The sequence below is a fragment of the Oleiphilus sp. HI0132 genome, from assembly GCF_001635845.1.
Genome location: NZ_LWGJ01000657.1, coordinates 1 through 648, shown reverse-complemented (window position 1 = coordinate 648; position 648 = coordinate 1). Strand labels below are relative to the sequence as shown.

The window sequence follows — 648 nt, the reverse complement described above, 5'->3', positions numbered from 1 at the left end:
CAAAATAACGACAGCTGTTCATGAAGTAGGACACGCAATTGTAGCCGCTATGTCTTCTCACCACCCGGACCCTCACAAAGTGTCGGTTATTGCTCGTGGTAATGCTGGTGGCGTAACCATGTTCTTGGAAGAGAATGACGATACTCTGATTAGAAAGAAGGAAATCGAAGATCGTTTAGCCGTTTTGATGGGTGGAAGAGCAGCGGAAGAGATTATGTTTGGCGAAGACTTGATTTCTTCCGGTGCTAGCGACGACATAAAGAAAGCAACCTCCCTTGCTGGTGCTTACGTCAGAGAATTAGGCTTTTCTGATCTTGGCATTATGTCATTCGGAGCGAAACGAGAAGACCCTGTGCTGGGAGGCTTATCTGCTAAGACAGATGGTGAAATACGCAATGTTATTGATAAAGCCTACAAATCGGCCATGAAGATTCGCAATGAAAACAAACAGGCGCTAGAATCGATCTCAGAAGATCTAAAAGAGAAGCTTGTCATTGAAGGAAGCGTGGTATCAGAACACTTGTTCAAACATAGTCAGTTATTAGCTATTTCTAATACAGAACACGACCAGGCTCATACCTAAACTTTTCTATATAGGATTTAAAACCAACTATGCTAGAAGCAATAGGTCCATTAGGAACAGAGATA

At 42.7% G+C, this 648-nt stretch carries 1 pseudogene; it reads left to right on the top strand.

What is annotated here, in order from left to right:
- Positions 1-583 (top strand): annotated as a pseudogene (locus A3766_RS07925) (hypothetical protein); the annotation flags it as partial.
- Positions 584-648: the final 65 nt, after the last annotated feature.